This window comes from Anaerosolibacter carboniphilus (assembly GCF_014205875.1).
In the GTDB taxonomy this organism is placed as follows: domain Bacteria; phylum Bacillota; class Clostridia; order Peptostreptococcales; family Thermotaleaceae; genus Anaerosolibacter; species Anaerosolibacter carboniphilus.
Window position 1 is genome coordinate 96262 of sequence record NZ_JACHEN010000016.1, and the last position, 19023, is coordinate 115284.

General features: G+C 34.8%; 19 protein-coding genes. 17 read left to right on the forward strand and 2 right to left on the reverse strand.

The annotated features are described in order from the left end of the window. Nucleotides 1-202: 202 nt before the first annotated feature. From HNQ80_RS13590 to HNQ80_RS13605, 4 genes are all read left to right on the forward strand, one after another. The gene (locus tag HNQ80_RS13590; protein ID WP_184311202.1) at nucleotides 203-979 is read left to right on the forward strand and encodes a CheR family methyltransferase; all 777 of its coding nucleotides are present in this window, start codon (nucleotides 203-205) and stop codon (nucleotides 977-979) included. 194 nt (nucleotides 980-1173) lie between these two features. Continuing rightward, entirely contained in the window at nucleotides 1174-1803 is a 630-nt protein-coding gene (locus tag HNQ80_RS13595) for a MerR family transcriptional regulator (RefSeq protein WP_184311203.1), read from the forward strand. 129 nt (nucleotides 1804-1932) lie between these two features. Next, nucleotides 1933-2691: a hypothetical protein gene (locus HNQ80_RS13600; protein ID WP_184311204.1), complete on the forward strand. Its 759-nt coding sequence runs from the start codon at nucleotides 1933-1935 to the stop codon at nucleotides 2689-2691. 87 nt (nucleotides 2692-2778) lie between these two features. Beyond that, nucleotides 2779-2922 (forward strand): hypothetical protein, encoded by a 144-nt coding sequence (locus HNQ80_RS13605; protein WP_184311205.1) that lies wholly within the window; start codon nucleotides 2779-2781, stop codon nucleotides 2920-2922. A gap of 63 nt (nucleotides 2923-2985) precedes the next feature. Here HNQ80_RS13605 and HNQ80_RS13610 read toward each other — a convergent pair whose 3' ends face one another. Beyond that, nucleotides 2986-4179 carry a pyridoxal phosphate-dependent aminotransferase gene (locus tag HNQ80_RS13610; protein ID WP_184311206.1) on the reverse strand — a complete coding sequence of 398 codons (1194 nt, stop codon included), beginning with the start codon at nucleotides 4177-4179 and terminating at the stop codon, nucleotides 2986-2988. A gap of 206 nt (nucleotides 4180-4385) precedes the next feature. Between HNQ80_RS13610 and HNQ80_RS13615 the strand changes: the two genes are divergently transcribed. From HNQ80_RS13615 to HNQ80_RS13675, 13 genes are all read left to right on the forward strand, one after another. Continuing rightward, nucleotides 4386-4562: a hypothetical protein gene (locus HNQ80_RS13615; protein WP_184311207.1), complete on the forward strand. Its 177-nt coding sequence runs from the start codon at nucleotides 4386-4388 to the stop codon at nucleotides 4560-4562. A gap of 94 nt (nucleotides 4563-4656) precedes the next feature. Beyond that, nucleotides 4657-5763: an HD-GYP domain-containing protein gene (locus HNQ80_RS13620; RefSeq protein WP_184311208.1), complete on the forward strand. Its 1107-nt coding sequence runs from the start codon at nucleotides 4657-4659 to the stop codon at nucleotides 5761-5763. 145 nt (nucleotides 5764-5908) lie between these two features. Further along, nucleotides 5909-6088, forward strand: a complete 180-nt coding sequence (locus tag HNQ80_RS13625; RefSeq protein ID WP_330602872.1) for an alpha/beta-type small acid-soluble spore protein — start codon at nucleotides 5909-5911, stop codon at nucleotides 6086-6088. A 384-nt stretch (nucleotides 6089-6472) separates the two neighbouring features. Further along, the gene (locus HNQ80_RS26495; protein ID WP_184311210.1) at nucleotides 6473-6661 is read left to right on the forward strand and encodes a hypothetical protein; all 189 of its coding nucleotides are present in this window, start codon (nucleotides 6473-6475) and stop codon (nucleotides 6659-6661) included. 350 nt (nucleotides 6662-7011) lie between these two features. Next, complete coding sequence (locus HNQ80_RS13635; RefSeq protein ID WP_184311211.1) at nucleotides 7012-7455, forward strand: GNAT family N-acetyltransferase; 444 nt, start codon at nucleotides 7012-7014, stop codon at nucleotides 7453-7455. A 282-nt stretch (nucleotides 7456-7737) separates the two neighbouring features. Next, complete coding sequence (gene miaB, locus HNQ80_RS13640) at nucleotides 7738-9174, forward strand: tRNA (N6-isopentenyl adenosine(37)-C2)-methylthiotransferase MiaB (RefSeq protein WP_184311212.1); 1437 nt, start codon at nucleotides 7738-7740, stop codon at nucleotides 9172-9174. A gap of 84 nt (nucleotides 9175-9258) precedes the next feature. Beyond that, a complete protein-coding gene (mutS, locus tag HNQ80_RS13645) occupies nucleotides 9259-11886 on the forward strand; it encodes a DNA mismatch repair protein MutS (protein ID WP_184311213.1) in 2628 nt (875 codons plus the stop codon). A gap of 10 nt (nucleotides 11887-11896) precedes the next feature. After that, nucleotides 11897-13759, forward strand: a complete 1863-nt coding sequence (mutL, locus tag HNQ80_RS13650; RefSeq protein ID WP_184311214.1) for a DNA mismatch repair endonuclease MutL — start codon at nucleotides 11897-11899, stop codon at nucleotides 13757-13759. A 12-nt stretch (nucleotides 13760-13771) separates the two neighbouring features. Further along, entirely contained in the window at nucleotides 13772-14713 is a 942-nt protein-coding gene (gene miaA, locus HNQ80_RS13655) for a tRNA (adenosine(37)-N6)-dimethylallyltransferase MiaA (protein WP_184311215.1), read from the forward strand. A gap of 44 nt (nucleotides 14714-14757) precedes the next feature. Further along, nucleotides 14758-15003, forward strand: a complete 246-nt coding sequence (gene hfq / locus HNQ80_RS13660) for an RNA chaperone Hfq (protein ID WP_184311216.1) — start codon at nucleotides 14758-14760, stop codon at nucleotides 15001-15003. Nucleotides 15004-15100: 97 nt separating this feature from the next. Beyond that, nucleotides 15101-16051: an AAA family ATPase gene (locus HNQ80_RS13665; RefSeq protein ID WP_184311217.1), complete on the forward strand. Its 951-nt coding sequence runs from the start codon at nucleotides 15101-15103 to the stop codon at nucleotides 16049-16051. Continuing rightward, nucleotides 16051-16674, forward strand: coding sequence for a GTPase (locus HNQ80_RS13670; protein ID WP_184311218.1), 624 nt, complete (start codon nucleotides 16051-16053; stop codon nucleotides 16672-16674). The genes HNQ80_RS13665 and HNQ80_RS13670 overlap by 1 nt, the downstream gene beginning before the upstream one ends. Nucleotides 16675-16756: 82 nt before the next feature. Then, nucleotides 16757-18055, forward strand: coding sequence for a methionine gamma-lyase family protein (locus tag HNQ80_RS13675; protein WP_184311219.1), 1299 nt, complete (start codon nucleotides 16757-16759; stop codon nucleotides 18053-18055). A gap of 170 nt (nucleotides 18056-18225) precedes the next feature. On the opposite strand, the gene lexA is transcribed toward HNQ80_RS13675, so the two are convergent. Further along, a complete protein-coding gene (gene lexA, locus HNQ80_RS13680; RefSeq protein ID WP_184311220.1) occupies nucleotides 18226-18843 on the reverse strand; it encodes a transcriptional repressor LexA in 618 nt (205 codons plus the stop codon). Nucleotides 18844-19023: the final 180 nt, after the last annotated feature.

Below are 19023 nucleotides of genomic sequence, written 5' to 3' on the forward strand. Positions count from 1 at the left end.
CTTTTTGTATAATTATTGATTTTTTACAGAAAATAATAGTAACCTCACAAAATACATTGAGACCCCCTTTACATTTTAGACTGTGTAATTCCACAGTCTTTTTTTTATCTTCTATTTATGTTAAAATAAGAATTATTATCGATTTTTTATCTCTGACTCGTTATTGTAATAAATGGAATATTTTTAACAAAGGGGATTACATATGCAAAACTATGAAAAGTTTAAGGAACAGATTTTTAAAAAAACAGGGATTAATCTTTCTTGTTATAAGGAACGACAAATGAAAAGAAGAATAGATTCTCTTATTAAAAGAAATAATTTTGATACCTATGATGATTATTTTCTTGCAATCAGTAAGGATAAAGTGTTATTTGATGAATTTATTAACTATCTCACGATCAATGTATCAGAATTTTACCGAAATGCAAATCAGTGGGAAATAATTAAAAATGATATTCTTCCAGAGCTTCTAAAACATTCAAAAACATTAAAGATCTGGAGTGCCGCCTGTTCCACTGGGGAAGAGCCCTATTCCCTGGTTCTTGTTCTAAGTCAGCTGCTTCCATTAAATCAGATAAAAATTCTTGCTACTGATATTGATCGGGAAGCCATCAACAAAGCTCAAATCGGTATTTATTCTGCAAAAAGTATTGAAAATATACCAAAGGACTTAATTAACAAGTACTTCACAAAGATTGGAGACTCCTTTAGAATATCTGATGAAATTAAAAAATGTGTTGAATTCAAACAGCATAATCTACTTAATGATAAGTATCCAGAAAAGTGTGATCTAATTGTCTGTAGAAATGTTATGATTTACTTTACCGAAGAATCAAAAGAAGAAATGTACCGTAAATTTCATGATTCATTAAATGATCATGGTATTCTGTTTGTCGGTAGTACAGAACAAATTATTTTACCTAATCGCTATAACTTATCAGCTCTAAAAACCTTCTTTTATAAAAAAAATATAAAGTGATCACATTAAATAAAACAATTATCGTTCTTCGACATAATAGCGATAATTGTTTTATTGTGTTTTATTATGATATATTTTCAAAATATTAATGATATTTCGTAGAATAATGACCAAATTTGCTATGGAAAGTTCATTTATAAGAGAGGATTTCTTAAAGTAAATACAGAATTAATAATGAGCGAGGAGGGGTGTAAGTGGTTGATATTGATAGAAGTAAGCGTTACTCAATTGCTGATGTAAGCAAAATTACTGGCTATGATAAACATGTACTTAGGTTTTATGAAACTGAATTTGGCTTTGAGATACCGCGAACAGATTCAAATCGTAGGTATTATACCTACAAGGAAATTGAAAGATTTTTTTATCTAAAAGATTTACAGAGCAAAGGATTGACAAATAAGCAAATTAAGTTGGTGTTCAATTCACCTGAAATACTAATCTCTGCAAATAAAGAAGTTGCTCTAACAACCGCTGAAACAGCTGTTTCTTCCTTGGAGGCTAGTATGTATCAACCAAATGTAGTAGATGAACTCTGTCAAAAAATTAATGAATCCATTCAATATAATCTGCACACACAACTTGCTAACGTGAAATCAGAGATCATCAATCGTTTCGATGAAATGCTGAATACCGATGGTGAAGAGACGAATCAAATCTACAGAAAAGAAAAAGACATTTTAATCTGTGAAAATGCAAGACTAAGAATGAAGCTAAAAGAAAAATCCTATGAAGTTGCCGAATTAAAGGAGAAGATCAAACGTCAGCATCATCATACCTCATTTTGGAAAAAAATATTTAATTTGAAAAAAGATATGGTTTTATAAAAGCCATATCTTTTTCTATTCATTTGAGTCTATTCATGTAGCTTTTACAAGTACAGTCAAATATATTGCACTATATTTAGCAAGTTAAAACAAATAATAAAACTATAAACCATAAAAGGAGAATCTGCGATGAAGGTAAATCATATTTCCTATACAAATATTGACGAAATAGATTATTATTCAACAATTCTTAAAAATACAGACGATCCTATTAAGAAAAAAGTTTTTAACTTTCATCAGTTATCTCAGCTCTTTTCAAAGATAAGTAGTTTTCCTGTTTCTAAAACAACTTATTTTAGCCTAAAGGACGATTTTCCATTAGAAAATATACTGATAAAATACCTTGCACTAAGTTATTCTATTTACCGTCAGATATCAAAAAAGGAGCATACCTATATTAAGTTAAATGCTCAGGTCTTATCCCTTACTGAAGATTTTATTTATCAGTTTTATGCATTTGATTTACCGATTAAGGATCATAACCATCAAGAGTTGTTATGGATTTATCCCAAATTGCAGTATAAGCACTTTTTAGCAGATTGTATACTACTGGGAAACTATAATGACTATTGTATCGATATCTCTACCATTGAAGAAATCGTACAAATTATGGCAGGCTTTACTAGATATGAACTAGATCAAACATTGGCAGAAACCAATTCTCGTGTTAATTTTCCATCCTTAATCTATGCCAATATCAAACTATATGAAAAGGGATATTTAGAGGTCACAGAAGGAAGTACTGGAATAGAAATTCGACTGAATCTCAAACCTGAGTCTTCAGCTTCACCGATATTTTCTAGATATAGCTATCCACTGAAAAAAACAATTATTGACATCTGTAAAAAAAGCTACAATGAGCATTACTCCTATAAGGATTTTCAATAATATTATTTTTGTATACAATTGACAACATTGCATGCAAGTATTATAATATAAATATATACTAACTCGAAAACAATAGGGGGTTTTATAATGAAAACTCAAAATTACAATGTAGAAGTAATGGATCATATGAAAGAGTGCGGTTTTGTCAGCTGTATCCACTGCGCCAGCGGATATTGCACCAATGGAAATAGTTGTGATTTATATGAACGCCATCTTAAGCAAGAAGACTAAAAACTTAAATTCCCTACGATTGTTATAAAAAAATGAAAGCTTCCAATGGAAGCTTTCATTTTTTTATTTCTTGTTTGGATATTTTTCTAAAGCAACTTTTAAAATCTCCATAGATTTTCTTAAATCATCTTCATTGAGAATGTATGCAATTCTAGCCTCATCTTTACCTAAGCCTGGAGTTCCATAGAAGCCTTCAGCTGGAGCTAACATCACAGTCTCACCATTTAAATCGAAGTCCTTTAGTAGCCAAATAACGAACTCCTCTGCGTCTACAACAGGAAGCTTGGCAATAACATAAAAAGCACCAGTTGGTTTTTCGCAGATAACACCAGGAATAGCTGTTAATCCTGCGTGAACAATATTTCTTCTTTTCTCATATTCTTCAAGTACTGCATTAAAATAGTCTTCAGTCACATTGTATAATTCTACTGCACCCACTTGGTCCAGTGTTGGACAACATAATCTTCCTTGACAAAGCTTTAATATCTGCTTCATAAGCTCTTTATTCTTGCTAATGACAGCACCTATTCTTGCACCACAAGCACTAAATCGCTTAGAAACGCTATCTACGATAACAACACGATCTTCAACACCAGGAATGTTACCAAAGCTCGTATACTCTAGGCCATCATAAACAAACTCTCTATATACTTCATCGGAAATAATAAACAAGTTATTTGCCTTCGAAATTTCCGCAATAAGATTGACTTCTTCCTTTGTGTATACAACGCCTGTTGGGTTGCCAGGATTGGAAAGAAGAATCGCTCTTGTTCTTGGTGTAATTGCCTTTTCGATAACATCTCTAGAAGGCAAATGGAAACCTTCAGAAGCATTGGTGGTAATAGGTATTACATTAACCCCTACAGCTGCTGAAAAGCCATTATAGTTTGTGTAGAATGGTTCTGGGACAACGATTTCATCTCCATCATCACAAAGAGCGATCAAAACAAACAATAACGCTTCACTACCGCCATTTGTGATTAATATTTCATCTTTGTCAAAGTCCATATCGTATTTTTTATAATATGTAGAAATCGCATCAATTAGTTCGGGAATTCCTTGCGATAATGAGTATTTTAAAACTTTCTCATCAAACTTTCTTACAGCATCCATAAAGTTTTCTGGTGTTTCGATGTCAGGTTGTCCGATATTTAGGTGATATACTTTTTTACCTTGTCTTTTTGCATTTTCTGCAAAAGGCACTAACTTACGAATCGGAGATTCCTGCATAGCTATAATTCTTTTAGAGAAATTCATGAAATTGCCCCCTATATTCAATGTTATTAAAATCACATTTTTATAATCCCTCAAAACATTGAATTTATGTAGCGAATTTGTATTCTTCGTTAAATTTTCTATTAATTACTTAACATGTATTAATTCATTAAAACAAATGCTAGTAATGTAGGACAAAAAGTAGAATGTTTTATTTCTCATAAATCTAAAGTAAATGAGTGATGTGAATGAACTACTATTTTTTGTTTCACTATAACAATAATACACGGACCATGTATTTGGTAGAAGCTATTAATAAAGATAATTTGATTTATCAATTCATGCAGTATGTAAGAGAAAGCAATCCAGAAAACATTCATATTACAGACATATCAATTCTTCATGAGTTTAGGGAAAATCACTGATTTTCCCTTCTTCATATCTAAAATTTGTAAGAACAAGCCGACATTTTATGATATAATAAAAAATAATTTTACATAAAAAATATGAGGTGTGTCTATGAGACTTATACCAATTGATGCTGTAAAAGATGGTGCTTTTTTGGCACAACCTTTGTACAACGATAAAGGACAGATCCTTCTTGCAAAGGGTACTAAGATAAGCAATAAGTTTCGTGATAAAATCAAAGAGGCTGGCTTCTATACTGTCTATATCTTGGATGAATATAGCACTGAAGAAATTGAGGATATCATCAAGCCTGAAATTCGTCGTAAAACGATTCATTCTGTCACTACAGTGTTAAACAACATTTCAGATTTCAACAATAACGAAAAAAGTTCTCCTTCCAAAAAAAAACTAGAGACCAATATTAATAGTGGTTTAGATCAAATAGAAGAATTGGTAAAAAGCATCGTGGATGATGTGTTTACTCAGAAAAATGTAATGATTAATCTTGTAGATATTAAAAATAATGATAGCTATACATATTACCATAGTGTGAATGTGGGCATCTTAGCATTGGTCCTTGGTATTGGTATGAATATGAATAAGATGGATCTTTATGATTTGGTCATGGGTTCCCTCCTACACGATGTGGGCAAAATGTTTATACCAAAAGAAATTCTTAATAAGAAAGGTAAGCTTAGTCCAGAAGAATTCAATATTATGAAAGAACACACAGTTCGAGGGTTTAATTATTTGAAGGATCATACGGATTTAAATGGCAAGGTGAGACTCATTGCCCTTCAGCATCAAGAAAAGGTTGATGGTACAGGATATCCTTACAACTTAAAGGGCGAACAGATTTTTCCTCTTTCTAGAATAGCATCTATCGCAGATGTCTATGATGCATTAACCTCAGATCGACCCTATCGAAATGGTTTGCATCCAAATGAAGCCGTTGAGTATATCATGGGTTCCGGTGGAAGATATTTTGATATAGAGATGGTGAAAACTTTTGTAAGAAAAGTTGTTCCTTATCCAATAGGCACCATTGTTAAATTGAGTAATCATTCTGTTGGTATCGTAGAAGATATAAACCAAGAATATATTCTTAGACCCGTTATTAAAATAATGAAACAAAATGATATGATGGTTTCACCATTTTTATGCGATTTGAAAAGGGAGCATAATATCGTCATTGAGGGTGTCGTTTATAATCTTTAATCTATTGTAATGATCTATAGCGAAAAACTTCTTTGAAGATTTAACGGAAATTATGAACTTATCTACTTATTTTAGAGGTTCATAATTTTCTTTTTGTTTTAAAAAAATCACAATCTTGGAATACTATTGCTAAGAGGTGATGAAAATGTCAAAAAATAGAGGAATTGTTCCTGAAGCTAGGATTGCGTTGAATTCATTCAAAGAAGAGATTGCTAAAGATCTAGGCTTGGAGAATTTTACCTATGCGGGCTATGTGGGTGGAAATATGGTACGGCGTATGGTAGAAGCTGCTGAGAAGGAGCTAGTTGAAAAATATAAGTCCTAGAAAAAATATAATCCTGAAGAATCAGGATTATATTTTTTATTATTATATGTAGTACTGATGTTGGAAAAAGGTTAATCCGTTAAGATTAAGTAAACATACTATGAAACGTATTCCCAGTGTTTTTAAAGAGTTATATATACAAAGACTTTAAACAATATTAATGAACTAAATATTATCTAAAGCCTTTTGCATATAGAATTATGGAAAAGCAATCAAAAACATTCGAAATCAACTATATTTCTTAAATCTGTTCCAAAATATACCCAGTTAAATCCAGTCCATCTGAAGCCAGCCACAGACCTTGGTCCTACAAATACAAGAAATGCCCAAAATTCCCTACCACCTCTTAGCCATATATATACAAATCTAAATTGACATGGTCTTATGGCGCCTGGGTCTACAGCAAAGATTGATGGTTGTCCCTGTGGTATAAAACTAGGTGGACGCCCTATAGGCGGACGTTGCTGTCCTGGTGGAAAACCAAAAGGCGGTTCCAAAGGAGGGCCAAATGGTGGTCGGATAGGTGCACCGAAAGGAGGGCTAAAAGGTGGTAATGGCTGCTGTCTCATGTAATATGAATCGTAATTAAAATTGTTTTCATCAGGGTGCTCATTAGTATTTATTTTATCATTATTCAATATGATCACTCCTTAATCTATAACCTAATGATAATATATTTAACGCATTAGCAATTTGTTACATAATAAATTAATTTAAATCATGGTATACCGTAGCATTATTATCTTTCGATGTAAAAATTCTTTTAAAACTGTATAATCCTGTATTTTGTTAATGGAGATATTTTTCTGTGAGTATAAATATTGGTATGGTATTAAAAAAGTATGATATAATTTCCTTGTTAGTTTGAACTATATCTTGTCGGATTAGATACAGCAAGATGTAATATAAAGAGGTGGATAATCATGTGTGAAATCTTTGATATTTTTTATGATGACATTCGGGTTATCAAAGAGCTTTGGGAAAAGAACAGACAGTACCATGAGAATACTTCAGAATACTTTAAGGAATTATATCGTTCTATTCGTTTTGATCAAAGAATTAAAGCTTTTGGTGTGTTTAATAGGACTACAATGAAAATAACTGTTGCTAAAAGCAATGATGAATTCATCGGATATTGTATATCAACAATAACCGATGGAAAGGGAGAACTGGAATCATTACATGTTGATGAGACCCATAGAGGAAAAGGAATTGGAAAAAGACTTGTAGATAAACATTTAGAATGGATGAAAGAAAAGAACTGCAAAGTAATTGGCGTAACAGTATCCCAAGAGAATAAATCTACCATAGAATTTTATAAAGAACTTGGATTCTATCCAAATACCTTATATATGCAGCAGAGATAGCAATGCAAAATAAAGCAAAAAATTATAGTATTCAGATCAAAATATACAGGAGTATAGATTATGAATACTTTTCTGTAATTGATAAACCTTTGATAAAAGAGCAGGAAAAACCTGCTCTTTTTCATAACTTTCTTACATAGGAAAAAAGATATACTAGATCCATTACTAATCTAATGCAGCTGATATAATTTATTATATACACCAATATAAAAATATTTGATATAATAGGGCTTGTATCATGAAACACTAAGAGTAGGAAATTAATTCGAGGAGGAATTTGCTTTGAGCAAGAGAGAAGAAGTCAAGGTATCTGCAGAGGAACTATTAAAACAACAAATTTATATAAATCAAGTCAGACAAGAAAATGATGAATATCTTACGGAAAAGGGTAAGAAAAAACTTGCGTGCATAATCACATACGGATGTCAGATGAATGAACACGACTCTGAGAAATTAGCTGGTATGCTGGATAAGATGGGCTATGCAGAAACCAATTCCATCGATGATGCTAGTTTGGTAATCTACAATACATGCTGCGTCCGTGAAAATGCTGAATTAAAAGTCTATGGAAACTTAGGTCATCTAAAAGGGCTAAAAAAAGAACGACCTGACATGATTATTGCTGTATGTGGCTGTATGATGCAGCAAGCTCATGTAGTAGATGAAATTAAAAGAAAATATACTCATGTAGATCTGGTATTTGGTACCCATAATCTTCATAATTTTCCTCAGCTCCTTGCTAACTGCAAGCAAGCAGATAGTATGCTCGTAGAAGTGTGGGATGAAGAAGGAGAAGTCATAGAAGGTGTCCCTGTAATACGGAAATACGAATTAAAAACCTATGTAAATATTATGTATGGATGCAATAATTTCTGCACCTATTGTATCGTTCCTTATACAAGAGGACGAGAAAGAAGTAGGAATCCTGAAGATATTATCCGCGAAATTGAAGCGCTGGTCGCTGCAGGGACAAAAGAAGTAACCTTACTAGGGCAGAATGTTAATTCCTATGGAAAAACGTTAGAAACCCCCATGGAGTTTGCTGACCTACTCTTCGAAATTGACAAGATCTCTGGATTAGAAAGGGTACGTTTTATGACGTCTCACCCAAAAGATCTTTCTCCAAGACTTATCGAAGCTTTAAGGGATTGTAGAACCTTATGTGAGCATATTCATCTTCCTGTTCAATCCGGTAGTTCAGCTATTCTAAAGAAGATGAATCGCCACTATACGAAAGAGCAATATTTGGATCTAGTACAACGTTTACGTAAAGCAGTTCCAGACATATCCATTACTACAGACATCATTGTGGGTTTTCCTGGAGAAACAGAAGAAGATTTTTTAGAAACCCTTGATTTAGTTCAGCAAGTGGAGTATGATGCTGCTTTCACATTCTTATATTCAGTACGGGAAGGCACCCCTGCAGCAAAATATGAAGAACAGGTTCCAGATGATATCAAACATCAACGTTTTAACAAACTTTTAGACACTTTAAATGGGATTGTTGGAAGAAAGAATGCCCTTTTAAAGGATCAAACTGTTGAAGTCCTCGTGGAAGGCGAAAGTAAATCTGACAGTAGTAAATTGATGGGTAGATCAAGAACCAATAAGCTGGTAAACTTCTCAGGTTCCAAGGATATAATCGGTAAAATTGTTCATGTGAAAATTACTGATCCTAAAACCTTTAGCTTGAACGGCATCCACATTGAATCACTTTAGCTATAGATAAAACCAAGGATTTCCTTGGTTTTATGAATTTATGATATAATAAATAAAGAACAAGTTGTTATGGGGGGATGGAAAATGGAGAACCTAACTCCAATGATGCGACAATATTTAGAGCTTAAAGAATCATATAAAGATTGTATCTTATTCTTTCGGTTAGGCGATTTTTACGAAATGTTTTTTGAAGATGCTCTTACTGCAGCTAGAGAGCTGGAGATTACATTGACAGGACGTGATTGTGGACTAGCTGAGAGAGCTCCAATGTGTGGAGTTCCATATCATGCTGCTGACAATTACATTTCTAAACTAATCGACAAGGGCTATAAGGTTGCTATTGGTGAACAGGTTGAAGATCCTGCAGTTGCCAAAGGTATTGTAAGGCGAGATGTTGTACGGGTAATCACACCGGGTACATTAATTGATCCTCATTTACTGCCTGAAAAGGAGAATAATTATATCATGTCCATCTTCTTAGGAAAATCTGGTATAGGCATTACCTTTGCAGATATTTCTACAGGCGAACTACGGACTACTGAGTTCTCTGGTTCAAAGGCAAATTCAAGTCTACTGGATGAGGTAGCTAAAATATCACCCAAAGAAATTATTATGAATGATACAGAATATCACGGTACATCTGTAGAAACTACTATCAAAAGCTTTCTATCTATCAACTTATATATATTCGATACTTGGGCTTTCGAAAATAACTTTGCTGAAAAGAAAATTAAAGATCATTATCATATCCTATCTTTAGATGGTCTAGGTTTGGTGGACAAACCTAATAGTGTTGCAGCCACAGGGGCATTGTTGGAATATTTGCAGCAAACTCAAAAAAGTACTTTAAACCACATGAATCATGTGAAATTTTATACGTCAGAGCAATATATGATTTTAGATAAGTTCACCCGAAGAAATCTTGAACTAACTGAAACTATGCGTGATAAGGTAAAAAAAGGATCTTTGCTTTGGGTTTTAGATCGTACATCCACTGCCATGGGTGCCAGAATATTAAGGCGTTGGGTTGAAGAGCCATTACGGGATATACAAGCGATCGTTACCAGATTAGAAGTTGTGGATGAACTAAAAAATAATCTACTTCTGCGGGAAGATTTAAAGGAATTGTTGAATCAAGTTTATGATTTAGAGCGATTGGCTGGGAGAATAGCTTATGGAAATGCAAATGGAAGAGATTTGATTGCATTAAAGCTTTCCCTTGAGGTTTTACCACAAATAAAGAATCTATTGAATAGTATTCACGCTGACGGGTTGAAAGCTATTCTTGCCCAGATTGATACACTTGAAGATATATATCATCTCATTCACAATGCTATTGTTGAAAATCCACCATTAGGCATTAAGGAAGGTGGTCTCATTAAGGATTCCTACGATCCTGAAATCGCCGTTCTACGAGAGGCGATCACAAATGGGAAAACATGGATCACTAACTTAGAACACCAAGAGCGGCAATCTACAGGTATTAAATCTCTAAAAATCAGCTATAATAAAGTTTTTGGCTACTATATTGAGATTACAAAATCAAATATAGGTCTTGCTCCGAAGCACTATGAGCGTAAGCAAACCCTCGCGAATGCAGAGCGCTATATTATCCCTGAGCTTAAGGAGATAGAATCAAAGATTCTAGGCGCTGAGGAAAAGATTGTTGAACTTGAATATCAAGTATTTATTCAGGTGAGAAATGAAATTAGTCAATACACAGAAAGAATTCAAACCACAGCATCCGCTCTAGCTCAGTTGGATGGACTTTTGTCTTTTGCTGAAGTAAGCGATAAATCTGGCTATGTTAAGCCTGAAATATCACAGGATGATCGTTTGGAAATCATCAATGGACGACACCCTGTTGTAGAGCGTTCTATGGCCTTTGGTTCATTTGTAGCAAATGATACGAGTCTTGATACTGGGAAAAATCGTTTTGCAATCATAACAGGTCCCAATATGGCAGGAAAATCTACTTACATGCGTCAGGTAGCGCTGATTGTTTTAATGGCGCAAATTGGTTGTTTTGTTCCAGCAGATCAAGCAACCATCGGAATTGTTGACAGGATATTTACGCGAGTCGGCGCTTCTGACGACCTTTCTCAAGGCCAAAGTACCTTCATGGTAGAAATGAGTGAATTAGCCAATATCTTAAATAATGCCACCACAAAAAGCCTAATTATCTTAGATGAAATCGGTCGAGGAACAAGTACCTATGATGGATTAAGTATTGCATGGGCTGTCGTTGAGTATATAAGTAATCATGAAAATATCGGTGCGCGGACTCTGTTTGCAACCCACTATCATGAATTGACGGAGCTGGAAGGTATCATTGAAGGCGTGAATAATTACTGCATCTCAGTAAAAGAGCATGGGGATGATATTATTTTCCTTCGTAAAATCATTCCAGGGGGCGCAGATCAAAGCTATGGAATCCAAGTAGCAAAGCTGGCAGGAATTACTGATGCTGTAATCACACGGGCTAAACAAATACTTCAAGAGCTTGAAGCCAATGATATTAATCGTTCCAAACTGCCTCAGCGCGTGAATAAACCATCTAAGAAGGGAAGAGAAGAACAATATCAAATAACGATGTTTTCTGATTCTAACGAAGATATTCTAAATGAACTGAAAAGCATAGATATTGTGAATATTACACCTATGGAAGCCATGAATCGATTGTATAAGCTTGTAAATATGACAAAAAAATAAAGGTGATGTTATGAATAATCGTATAATAAAATTAGACCCCCTTACTGCCAACAAAATTGCAGCCGGAGAAGTAGTGGATAGGCCTGCCTCTGTCGTAAAAGAGTTGGTTGAGAATGCCATTGATGCTCAGGCTACATCAATCGTTGTAGAAATACGGGAAGGCGGAAAAACATTTATACGGGTTACTGACAATGGTTCTGGTATAGATGAGACGGATATAGAACTGGCATTTGAGCGGCATGCCACGAGTAAGTTAAGGAATATTGAGGATCTAAACACCATTCTTTCTTTGGGTTTTAGAGGGGAGGCTTTAGCTAGTATCTCTTCCGTATCTCAGATTGAGCTTGTGACAAAGACTGAGACCTCAGACAGCGGTATCGTTCTTGAACTCCATAGTGGTAAAATCATATCCCGTAATAGAATAGGAACAACAAAAGGCACCACTTTTGTCATAAAAAACTTGTTTTATAATACACCTGCCCGTTTAAAGTTTATGAAATCATCTTCTACAGAAGCAGCTTATATAAATGATGTGGTCAGTAGATTAGCGATGGCCCATCCAAATATTGCAGTTCGGTTCATTAATAATGAAAGTATTATTTTTTCAACCTCAGGCTCAGGTAATGTCATCCACAATATCGCCAGCATTTATGGGAAAGAATTAGCGAAAAATATCTATCACTTTAAAAAAGAACATGGGGAAATAAGTCTTGAGGCTTTTGTTGCCAAGCCTTCTTTCCATAGAGGCAATAGGCAGCTCCAATCATTTTTTATTAATGGTCGTTACATAAAGAGTCTATTGCTCCAAAACAGTGTTGAAGAGGCCTACAGGACCCTTCTTCCAATTAATAAATACCCCATTTGTTTTCTTTATCTTACTATGTCTCCAGAACTAATTGATGTAAATATACATCCAACAAAGCTCGAAATCAAATTTAGCAACGATGAAATACTGAAGCCTTTCATTACTAGATGCATCAAAGAAGCCCTATACCGGCAGAACTTAATCCCTGAGGTTTCTTTTGAAACTACAAAAGTAAAGGATAACTCCCTAGATAATGTTATCGACCTCCTGCCATTAAAGGAGACCACTCAGCCATTTATAGAAAAGAGTAATGTTATCATTAAAAAACAAGTAGAGGATAAATTTCCTGTTTTTACAAATAATAAAGTTGAACAAAAAAATGATTTTCCAAAAGTACATGAAGAGCAAATGATATTTGAATCTTCTGTACCTTCTCCTACACCAACAAATCATCAAGGTAATTTTAGTGAAAAGCTGCCAATTGAAAACATCAAGATTAGCGATATAACGATTATTGGTCAGCTGTTTCATACATATCTTGTGGGTGAATACAAGGAAGCTCTATTTTTAATTGATCAACATGCTGCTCATGAGCGAATTATATTTGAATGGATGCTAAACAGATTTAGATCTCGATCGGTTATGGTTCAGCAGCTATTGGTTCCAATTGTTGTAGAATTGACTTTAGGTGAGTGGTCTGCGGTCATGGATAATCATGATTTGCTTTCTCAATTTGGCTTTGAAGTTGAAGATTTTGGGCAGCATACAGTCCTGATTCGTTCAGTACCCATGATCATGGGTGAACCTGAAGCCAAAAGCTTTTTCCACGAAATCGTAGATCACTTTGTCAAGGAGCATTTTCACATTACAGATTATAAGATAGATAAAATTATTGCTATGGCCTGCAAAGAAGCTATAAAGGCCAAGGATAAACTTGATACCATAGAGATGCATGAACTATTAAAACAGCTTGAAGACCTTGAAAATCCATACACATGCCCTCATGGTAGACCAATCATTGTGTCCATATCTAAGTATGAAATTGAGAAAAAATTTAAAAGGGTTTAATGGAGGACAAATATGGGAAAACCGCTTTTGATTATTGTAGGACCTACGGCGGTGGGTAAAACAGAAACATCTATTTCTATTGCAAAAAAACTAAATGGCGAAATCATTTCTGCCGATTCTATACAGGTCTATAAACACTTAGATATTGGTAGCGCAAAGCCTAGCCTTACTGAACAGGAAGGTATTCCCCATTATCTCATGGATGAAATCGACCCCAGGGAAAATTTTTCTGTTTCAGATTTTCAACGTAAAGCAAAAGAATATATTCATCTCATTTATGATAAGCATAAACTTCCGATCATCGTTGGAGGCACAGGTTTATATGTTAACTCCATCATCTATCAGATGGATTTTACCAGCACTGCATCCAATTGGAGCTTAAGAAAACAATTAGAAGAAGAAGCAGAATTATATGGAAATGAATCTTTGCATCATAAACTCAGAGAAGTAGATAAGGATGCTGCTGACAGAATTCATCCTAATAATGTAAAACGTGTCATTCGCGCTCTAGAAGTATATTATGAAAGTGGGGATAAGATCCATGATTTCAAAAATACTTTCGTTGAAAATCCTGAATACGATTATGTTCTCATCGGACTCATACGAAACAGACAACAACTGTATGAACGAATCAACCAAAGAGTAGATTTATTAATTGAAAATGGACTGGTTGATGAAGTAAAGCATCTTATGGCATTAGGACTAGATGAGGATAATATTTCCATGAAAGGACTAGGATATAAAGAGATTGTCGGATATCTTAAAGGTGCTTATGGGTTTGATCAAGCCATAGAAATTCTGAAGAGAGATACTCGTCGCTACGCTAAGCGTCAATTAACGTGGTTTCGACGATATGATAAAATAAATTGGTTCGATATAAACGATTTCGAATCAAAAGATGCTTTGGTTTATAACATTATTCAATATGTGGAAGGAAAATTAAGCTTAATATAGAATAATTTAGTAATCAGAGATTGATTAAATAGGAGGGGTTATAAATGAAAGCTGCAATCAATTTGCAAGATGTTTTTTTGAACCAAGTTAGAAAGGAACATATTCATATTACAATATATTTGGTAAATGGTTTCCAGATCAAGGGAATGGTAAAGGGATTTGATAGTTATACAATTGTATTAGAAAGTGATGGCAAACAACATCTTATCTATAAACATGCAATTTCTACGATTACACCTGTAAAGCCTATCAATTTTGCTGCGGCAAGTAAGAAACAAGACGAAGAATAAAACTATAATAAAAATTGGAAAAAGACGACCTTTCGGTCGTTTTTTTTTCTGTTTTATATGCATATGATGTTATAGCGATCAATTAGAGGTGATGGAAATGAAATTGATGAATCCATACAATGAGTTTAATAGAATACTATCTCGATTCGAGAGTGGTAAAATTAGTACAGAGGATGCCATTCAGAAAATTACCGTTAATAGTAAGGCAAATGCAAATGAGAAGAATAAAGAAGAGAGTCTAGAAGCCTTGATCAAAGAACTAGATCAAATGGTCGGTTTAGAAAAAATTAAAATATTTGTGAAAGAAATATATGCCTACATAGAGATACAAAAAAAGAGAAAAGATGAACAACTGCTGACTGATTCCTTGGTTATGCATATGATCTTTAAGGGTAATCCAGGAACAGGCAAGACAACGGTTGCCCGACTCCTAGGAAAAATATTTCTAGAGATGGGAGTTCTAGAAAAGGGGCATCTTATCGAGGTGGAACGAGCAGATTTAGTAGGTGAGTATATAGGGCATACAGCTGTAAAGGTCAGAGATCATATTCGAAAAGCCATGGGCGGTATCCTTTTTATTGATGAAGCATACTCCTTAGCTCGAGGAGGGGAAAAAGACTTTGGAAAGGAAGCCATCGATGCCCTGGTAAAAGGGATGGAGGATTATAAGGAAAATTTAGTTCTTATCCTCGCTGGTTATCATGATGAAATGGAAATATTTTTGAAGAGCAATCCTGGTCTAAAATCACGCTTTCCGATACATATTGATTTTCCAGATTATGAACTGGATGATTTGCTTCGAATTGGAGATTTGATGGTTGAAAAAAGAGAATATAGATTATCCATGTCTGCAAAAGCAAAGCTTGCCAAAATTGTTACAAAAAAGAGGATGGAGGACCGGGTACTAAGTGGCAACGCGCGATTGGTTCGAAATATCATTGAAAGAGCGATTCGCAAACAAGCCGTAAGATTACAAAAAGTATCAGCACTATCAAAGGATGACTTGATTACAATTCGAAGTGAAGACATCACAGACGAGGACCTTTAATGAAGAAATGTCTTATCATAGGAAAGACCCACGTAGGCAAAACATTATTTTTTATCCATTTTAGCAATTATCTAGGAGTAAAAAGACTGTCTATAAAACGGATCTTTCCTAATGGTGTCATAGAAAGGAAACTCTATACTCTTGAAGATGCGATAGAAGCATTGTGTTCAAATATGCCTTTCAAAACCCAATGTTTGCAATCTATCGAATTGGATCTACCCTTGTTAAAAGGCAATATGAAGCTAGAATTCGTAGATAGCTGTGGATTAACGGATGGAATCCATGGAGATGTAGATGTAAGGCGAGGTATGGTACAAACTTTGTGCATGCTCCGTGAAAGTGATATCATCCTTCATCTTATAGATATAAATAGTTATGGATTGAGATATGTTACTTCAATAAATACCTTTGGAAAAACAGATCTGCAGTTAACACAGCATGGTATTTCCCATCAGGGGTACGCTATTTTAGCCAACAGGATAGATTTACTCGACAATAGATCTAAATTAGCTCAATTGCAACAGGATTATCCTCAACATACGATCATCCCTGTTTCTGCTCTCACAGGCCAGGGCTTTAACGAAGTAAAAGCATACTGTTATTTCAAATCCAGGTATCTCTAGGATATCTTCATTGGCCAAATTGATTATGCCTTTAATATGTGTTAAAATACAAAAGAATGAAAAGAAGAAGGCGAGGATCTTTATGGAAAAAAACACACAAGAGCTACTACGTAATGTTTTTCATATACAGGATGCGATAATTCAAAGAGGAAAGGAAGCAGAAGAAGATATAAAAGATATTTTTAAAAATCTCGAAGATATAAGAGAATATAATCAGTATAAGGTACTTCACGCAATGCAAGAATGCAGAATCAGCGATATGCATTTCAATTGGCATACAGGATATGGCTATAATGATCCTGGCAGAGATGCCATAGAGAAGGTTTATGCAAAGCTTTTTCGTACGGAAGATGCCATTGTTAGACCTACCATTGTTTCAGGTACCCATGCTCTTACTCTTTGTTTAACGGGAATCCTTAGGCCAGGAGATGAATTGATCTCTGCAACAGGAAAGCCCTATGATACCCTGGAAGAAGTGATTGGAATCAGGGGTGAAAAGAATAGTGGCTCTTTACAGGATTTTGGTATTACATATAAGCAGATTAATTTCAGCGCAAATGGCTGTGTCGATTTAGACACTTTGCAAAACAGTATTTCGGAAAATACAAAGATGGTTTTCATTCAACGTTCTACAGGTTATAGCTGGAGAAAGGCTTTAACTGTAGAGAATATTAAAGAAATTGTTGATATTGTAAAAGCGGTCAATCCTTCCACTATATGCATGGTCGATAACTGTTATGGCGAATTTCTAGAGAGAGTTGAGCCCACAGAGGTAGGCGTTGATATCATGGCAGGGTCCTTAATAAAGAATCCCGGTGGCGGACTGGCCTTAACCGGTGGCTATATCGTAGGGAAGGAAGAGCTTATTCGCCTGGCTTCCTATCGCTTGACTTCTCCAGGACTGGGAAAAGAAGTAGGTTTAACATTTGGTATGACCCGTAACATGTTTCATGGATTATTTATTGCGCCCCATGTGGTCTGTGAAGCAGTTAAAGGATCGATCTTTTGTGCTAGACTGTTTGAGCAGCTTGGCTATGAGGTTTCTCCAAAATATAATGCCCAGCGTAGTGATATTATCCAGTCAATCAAGCTAGGCAGTGCTGACGCTGTTATCGCATTTTGTCAAGGAATACAAGGGGCAGCTCCAGTAGATTCCTTCGTCCGACCAGAACCATGGGACATGCCTGGATATGATTCTCCTGTAATCATGGCCGCAGGTGCCTTTGTGCAAGGATCATCTATCGAATTAAGTGCAGATGCACCCATCAAAGAACCTTATATTGTTTATTATCAAGGTGGATTAACCTATGAGCATGCTAAATTCGGATCCTTGAAAGCTCTACAAGCATTGGTTGATAACGGATGCATCGGGAAAATCTAAAAGAGGGCACCGATTAAATTCATATTCTCTCTCATATTACAAATTTAGTTTACATAATCAAATTACGTAAACTTCTTACGAGCTAACAAATGCTTTAACATAGCCTACGAATATAAAAAGTACCTGAAAAATCAGGTACTTTTTATATTCGTAATTATTCATTCCAATCCTTATAGTTTCCGAAATACACCTTTCACTAAACCTAAAATCTTCACATCATGAACGAGAATTGGCTCCATGTATGGATTCTCTGGCTGCAATCGAAAGTGGTCTTTTTCTTTATAGAACCTTTTCACTGTTGCTTCATCTCCAATAAGAGCAACAACGATCTCACCATTTTTAGCAATTTGTTGCTGTTTTACTAAGACGTAGTCTCCATCAAGAATACCAGCTTCAATCATACTTTCACCTTTAATCCGTAGCATAAAATGATTATTATTGTCTACAAAATCCATAGGAACAGGGAACGTATCTTCAATATTTTCTATCGCTAATATAGGTTGACCAGCCGTCACTTTTCCAATAACAGGAATCTCAACAATCTCTTTTTTGCTAATTAAATTGCTCCCATCACTATCCAATAACTCAATAGCCCTTGGTTTCGTGGGATCTCTTCTTATATAGCCATTCTTTTCAAGCTTTGCCAAATGGCCATGAACTGTAGATGTTGATTTCAATCCCACCGCTTCACATATTTCACGAACAGAAGGGGGATATCCCTTTGAGTAAACCTCAGCCTTTATATATTCAAGTATTTTTTGTTGTTGATCTGTTATATCATAAATCATTGATAGCACCTCACAGCCTGTGTTTTTCTTCATTATAGCATAGAGCTTAAAAAATATCAAACATCTGTTCGTGTTTTTTCAAAAAAGTTAAAAGAAAAGTTAAATTCTAGTATAGAGCACATGCCGAGCAAATGCAGAACTAAACTCTATTTTTGAGACTAAACATTACTATTAATTTGC